This is a genomic window from Williamsia sp., assembly GCF_016462415.1.
Classification (GTDB): domain Bacteria; phylum Actinomycetota; class Actinomycetes; order Mycobacteriales; family Mycobacteriaceae; genus Williamsia_A.
Map to the genome: position 1 here is coordinate 17,212 of NZ_JAEMTF010000034.1, position 5,165 is coordinate 22,376.

The following is a 5,165-nucleotide window of genomic DNA, read 5'->3' on the forward strand; positions in this document are numbered from 1 at the left end:
GTATGACCTCGAGCACAGACACGAACACATCCGCAGACGCCGCACCCACCTTCCGTCTCGGCGGTGACCTGGAGATCAACCGTCTCGGTTTCGGGACGATGCAGCTCCCCGGTGAGGGTGTCTGGGGCGACCCCGACGACCGACCGGCGGCACTGAAGGTGATCAGCCGCGCTGCTGAGCTCGGCGTCAACTTCTTCGACACGGCCGACAGTTACGGCCCCGACGTCGCCGAGAACCTGTTGTTCGAGGCCCTGCACCCGTACGCAGACGACATCGTCATCGCCACGAAGGCCGGCCTGACCCGTCAGGGCCCCGGCGAGTGGACGCCGGTGGGACGGCCCGCCTACCTGCGTCAGCAGGCCGAGTTGAGCCTGCGCAAGCTCGGAGTGGACCGCATCGACCTGTTCCAGCTCCACCGCATCGACCCCGATGTCCCCCTCGAAGACCAGGTGGGCGAGCTCAAGAAGCTTCAGGACGAGGGCAAGATCCGCCACATCGGCCTGAGCCAGGTGTCGGTCGACGAGGCCAAGGCCGCACAGGAGGTCGCGACGATCGCCTCGGTGCAGAACCTCTACAACCTCACCGATCGGTCGTCGGAGGATCTGCTGGACTGGGCCACCGAGAACGGCGTCGGGTTCATCCCGTGGTTCCCGCTCGCCACCGGAAAGCTCACCGGCGAGGGCAGCCCGCTGACCGAACTGGCGAAGCAGCACGAGGTGTCGCCGTCGCAGCTCGCGCTGGCATGGCTGCTCAAGCGGTCGCCGGTCGTGCTGCCGATCCCCGGGACGTCGAGTGTCGAGCACCTCGAGGACAACCTCGCCGGTGCCACCGTCGTGCTGACCGACGCCGAATTCGACGAACTGTCGAAGGTCGGCGCCTGACCTCCCCGCCCCAGAACACAGCGCCCCGTCCGTGTCGGACGGGGCGTTGTGCGTCGAGGCGTCAAGCGTTACGAAACAAGCGGTTTGCCCAGCGGAAGTGCCCGCCCGCCGGTCTCCTCCCACAGCGCCGCCGCGTAGTAGTAGACGACGAAGGCGACGAACCCGAAGACGAAGACGCCACCGGCCTGCGTCGCGAGTCGACTGTCGGCGACGGTGCCGATCAGCAACAGCGCGAGCGCCACGTCGACGACCGCGAGGAGTGCGGGATAGGTCCACGGCAGACGCACCAGCAGCACGGTCAGCAATGTGATGGTCACCAGCCAACTGCCCAGCCACAACGCCGTCGTCTCCTGGGCGCCGGACGACGGTATGCCGAACCAGTTGTGCGTCTGGCCGATCGAGAGCACCGCGTAGCTGCCGTAGAACCCGAAGAACACCGCGTAGACGGTGGCGTTGACGTTCTGGCGTAGCGCCGCCGCCCAGATCGTCGCCAGCAGCAGACCGACAGCTGTGGCGGACAACAGGATCGGAACCGCCGCGGCACCGCTGTCGACGATCCCGGTGTTGGTGAAGCCGAGACCGAGCGCGCCGGCGATGATCAGGGGCAATGCGATGAGACCGGGGTTTCCCTCCGGGGTCGCCGCGTCGGCGCCGGCGACGGCGATCGCGTCGGTCGCGTCCAGAGGGGGCGCCGACACATCGGTGGGTCGGTCGGAGATGGCGGTCATGAGCACCTTTCGAAGGACATGCGGCCATCATGTCGACCTGCCGCCCACCGACCCAGGTTTGCGATCACTCAGGTGCGAACAGACATCCGAAGCGCGGCTCGACATATAGATCGTGTGCTATTCAATCGTGTACTATCTATTTTATGACCTCGCCACCTCGCGCCTCCGCCTCCGCAGACCTGCTGCAGCTCGACCGGCAGGTGTGTTTTGCGCTCGCGGTGACCAACCGGACCGTCCTGACCATCTACCGACCGCTCCTCGAACCGTTGGGCCTCACCCATCCGCAGTACCTGGTGATGCTGGCCCTGTGGGAGCAGTCCCCCCGGTCGGTGCGGTCCATCGGCGACGTCCTGATGCTCGACTCGGCGACGCTGTCGCCGCTGCTGAAGCGCCTGGAGAAGGCCGACCTGATCACCCGCGAACGCTCGGTCACCGACGAACGGCAACTCGACGTCGAACTGACGTCAGCCGGCCGGGCACTGCGCGAACGCGCACTGGACATCCCGCCGGCGGTCGTCGCCGCGCTGGGGGTGTCGCTGGCGGACCTCGAGGAACTGCGTTCAGTGCTGTGGCGGATCAACGCCGCGGCCCGCGACGCGGCCATCACGTCGACGAAGGACAGTCAATGAACAAGCGCCCGAACATTGCTCAGTGGATCGCGTACGCCTTCGGCCGACGTCTGCCCGACGACCTGCGTGAGTGGGTCCGCAACGATCTGACCGGTCGACATGCGTTCGGCAGGCACCTCATCCGCGGAATGGTGCCGTTCGTCCCGATCTTCGTGGTGTTCATGCTGATCCCCGGACCGTGGTGGCTGCGCGCCGAGATGGTCGCGCTCGGTCTGAGTCTCGCGCTCATCTACTCGGCCGCGTACATGGGACAGAACCGGCGACACCGCCTGGAGAAGCACGGGTTGGACCCCGATCTCCGGCCGGCGCGTCAGCAGCAGGAGAAGGACGACGACCAGAAGCGGTACGAGGCGATCTACGGGACCGTCCGTCACACCTCCCCGGGGCAGCTGCCGCACAGCAACTCACGCCCTCCACGCGCTCCGCTTTCCTAGTCGCGCTCCGCCTGCAAGCGGAGCGCGACCGCAGAAGCGGAGCGCGGAGCGCTCCCAGGCGGTAAGCATAGTGTCGCTAAATAATCAGCAAGGCCGCAAAGGTATGCCGGGATGGTCCGAATCGGCACCATCTGTGTCGTACCAGCCCAGACACGCGACCGAGTTGGAGAATGGCATGTCCGCCAGCACAATTGCAGTCCACGAGCGACATCACAGGAACCGCCCCCGCCCCGACGACCTGATCTCGACCACCCGAACCGCCTTCGCCGCGGCCGACCTGCAGGCCCTGCTCGACGGTGACGCACCCGCGGTGCGAATCACCGACTTCCTCGACCCGAGCACCCTGGCCCACGTCCGGACGAGCTTCGTCGGCCGCACCGATCACGGTCCGCTCGCCACCGACGCCCGCTTCCGCCGGATCGGTCACGCGTTCTCCGAGACCACCGATGCCGACGACCGCGAGCGCTACTTCGCCGACGCCATCGCCAATCTGAACGCCCTGCGCGCGCGCGCCGCGCCCCACCTCTACCCTGCCGACGCGATCCGCCTGCTCCTCGACGACGTGTGGCCGACCGGATCCACGCTGTTGCGACACGACGGGCGTCCGTTCTTCGCCGGCGTCGCCCGCTACCAGCAGGGCGGGGTCGATCTGGAACCGCACACCGACAACATCTCTCGCAATCTCCCGCCCGAGCTGGGCCTGGACGTGTCGCGTCAGTTGTCGGTGAACGTCTACCTCGATGTCCCCGATGCGGGTGGTGAGCTCGAGATCTGGGACGAGTACCCGGACGAGGACGACTATCGCGGCCGCATCGGCGACCGCACCTACGGGGTGGACCGCGCGACCGTCGGCGACCCGCGGTGGGTGGTGCGCCCGAAGCCCGGCGAGGCCATCTTCATCGACCCGCGGCGCATCCACGCCGTGGCACCGTCGCAGGACCGGCCCCGGATCACCATCGGCCTGTTCATCGGCCTCGTGTCCGCCGATTCCCCACTGGTGGTGTGGAGCTGACATGACGACATCGCTGAACGAGACCCGGCCGCTCGCCTCGGCCTCACACAAGGCGGCCTTCGACGTCAGCGGCGCCCCGATCGCCTCGACCGGGGCCTCGGCCATCCTGCTCGTGAGCGTCGGAGCCGACTACCACGAGGGCGAGAAGCTCGGCGCCACCATCGATCTCATCAACCGTTCCGACTTCGGTCGGGTGTCGGTGTCGGTGGCCGACACCCTGCAACGCCACAACTACGGCGAGGGTGACGCGCGCGAGCGGCACCGACGCGCCTTCCGCGAGGGCACCGAGTGGATCGAGCGCAATCAGTCCTACCTCGATCAACTCGACTGCCCGCACGCCGTCGCACGGTGGGACTACTCGCTGGCCAGCCCGGACTACGGCGACCTCTACGACAGCGTCGAGGGCGCCTACTCCACCGACGCGGCCTACCGCGACGCCATCGACACCACCGTCGACCGGTTCATCGAACGACGTCGCGCGTCGGGCAACCTGATCGACGAGGACGAGCTCCGCAACCGCTGCCGCACGTACCTCTTCGAGGAATGCCCGATCATCATGCCGCTGTGGGCGCGCGAGGGTTTCGACTTCGTCATCTACCCGCAGAAGATCAGCGCGGCGATGGGCCGAACCCGTGAACTGTTCGTCGAGCCCAGCCACCCCGACCGCGTGCAGTGGCTCCCACTGCGCTTCAAGAAACGAAAGTCGGCCCGCCCGTGAGCACTCTGGAACACCACGACACCACCGTCGACGACACCGGCACCCGACGACGATGGCTCGGCTTCGGAGGCCTCGCGGTCGCGTCCTTCCTGGGGTGTATCGACCTCACGATCGTGACCACCGCGCTACCGGAGATCACGCGCGGCCTCGACACCGACGTCGCGACATCACAACTGACGCTGGGCGTCTTCCTGATGGCCCTGGCGATGTTCATGGTCACCGCGGGCCGGTTGGCCGACCGGTACGGACGCAAGAAGGTGCTGCTGATCGGACTGAGCCTGTTCGTCGTCGCGTCGGTGGGCGCCGCGCTGGCCGGGACCATCGCAGCCCTGGTGATCGCGCGGTTCTTCCAGGGCGCCGCGACCGCCACCCTCTACACCTCCACGTCCACCCTTGTGGAATCACTGTTCGGCGAGGGGGAACGCGGCCGGGCGATCGGATTGCTCTACGCGATCAACGGGGTCGGCCTGGCCGCCGGCCCGGTGCTCGGCGCACTGCTGGTGCCCACGTGGGGCTGGCCCGCGATCTTCTGGGTCAATCTCCCGCTCGGACTGCTGGCTCTGGTGGCCATCGTCATCGCCGTCGACGAATCCCGGGCGGAGACCTCGACAGGATCGGACTGGGCGGGACAGGTGGCTCTCGCGGTCACGGTCGTTGCGGGCATCGGGGTACCGGTGCTCGGCGACATCGCCGGGTGGCTGTCGCTTTCCGTCCTGGCCTCTGCGGTGGTGTTCCTCGGTGGCCTCGCGCTCACCGTCGTGGT

7 protein-coding genes are annotated in these 5,165 nt (G+C 67.6%); 6 read left to right on the forward strand and 1 reads right to left on the reverse strand.

Annotation, left to right across the window (positions count from 1 at the left end; translation table 11 throughout):
• Positions 1-2 precede the first annotated feature (2 nt).
• Complete coding sequence (locus JHC79_RS10525; protein WP_296390397.1) at positions 3-881, forward strand: aldo/keto reductase; 879 nt, start codon at positions 3-5, stop codon at positions 879-881.
• Between the two features lie 68 nt (positions 882-949).
• Here JHC79_RS10525 and JHC79_RS10530 read toward each other — a convergent pair whose 3' ends face one another.
• Entirely contained in the window at positions 950-1,609 is a 660-nt protein-coding gene (locus JHC79_RS10530) for a GPR1/FUN34/YaaH family transporter (RefSeq protein ID WP_296390399.1), read from the reverse strand.
• Between the two features lie 143 nt (positions 1,610-1,752).
• Here JHC79_RS10530 and JHC79_RS10535 point away from each other — a divergent pair, with 143 nt between their 5' ends.
• The 5 genes from JHC79_RS10535 to JHC79_RS10555 all read left to right on the forward strand — a co-directional run.
• Positions 1,753-2,238 carry a MarR family transcriptional regulator gene (locus JHC79_RS10535; RefSeq protein ID WP_296390401.1) on the forward strand — a complete coding sequence of 162 codons (486 nt, stop codon included), beginning with the start codon at positions 1,753-1,755 and terminating at the stop codon, positions 2,236-2,238.
• Positions 2,235-2,672, forward strand: a complete 438-nt coding sequence (locus JHC79_RS10540) for a DUF5313 family protein (RefSeq protein ID WP_296390403.1) — start codon at positions 2,235-2,237, stop codon at positions 2,670-2,672. Before JHC79_RS10535 ends, JHC79_RS10540 begins: the two co-directional genes overlap by 4 nt.
• Before the next feature lie 175 nt (positions 2,673-2,847).
• The gene (locus JHC79_RS10545) at positions 2,848-3,684 is read left to right on the forward strand and encodes a 2OG-Fe(II) oxygenase (RefSeq protein ID WP_296390405.1); all 837 of its coding nucleotides are present in this window, start codon (positions 2,848-2,850) and stop codon (positions 3,682-3,684) included.
• Between the two features lies 1 nt (position 3,685).
• Complete coding sequence (locus tag JHC79_RS10550) at positions 3,686-4,402, forward strand: tRNA-dependent cyclodipeptide synthase (protein ID WP_296390407.1); 717 nt, start codon at positions 3,686-3,688, stop codon at positions 4,400-4,402.
• Positions 4,399-5,165: MFS transporter (locus JHC79_RS10555; RefSeq protein ID WP_296390409.1), on the forward strand; the 767-nt coding region annotated here is incomplete at its 3' end. The genes JHC79_RS10550 and JHC79_RS10555, both read left to right, overlap by 4 nt.

What these genes read in the sequence shown, in the direction of transcription:
- JHC79_RS10535 (WP_296390401.1), top strand. Translation starts at nt 1,753, where the DNA reads ATGACCTCGCCACCTCGCGCCTCCGCCTCCGCAGACCTGCTGCAGCTC.
- JHC79_RS10540 (WP_296390403.1), top strand. Translation starts at nt 2,235, where the DNA reads ATGAACAAGCGCCCGAACATTGCTCAGTGGATCGCGTACGCCTTCGGC.
- JHC79_RS10545 (WP_296390405.1), top strand. Translation starts at nt 2,848, where the DNA reads ATGTCCGCCAGCACAATTGCAGTCCACGAGCGACATCACAGGAACCGC.
- JHC79_RS10525 (WP_296390397.1), top strand. Translation starts at nt 3, where the DNA reads ATGACCTCGAGCACAGACACGAACACATCCGCAGACGCCGCACCCACC.
- JHC79_RS10550 (WP_296390407.1), top strand. Translation starts at nt 3,686, where the DNA reads ATGACGACATCGCTGAACGAGACCCGGCCGCTCGCCTCGGCCTCACAC.
- JHC79_RS10530 (WP_296390399.1), bottom strand. Translation starts at nt 1,609, where the DNA reads ATGACCGCCATCTCCGACCGACCCACCGATGTGTCGGCGCCCCCTCTG.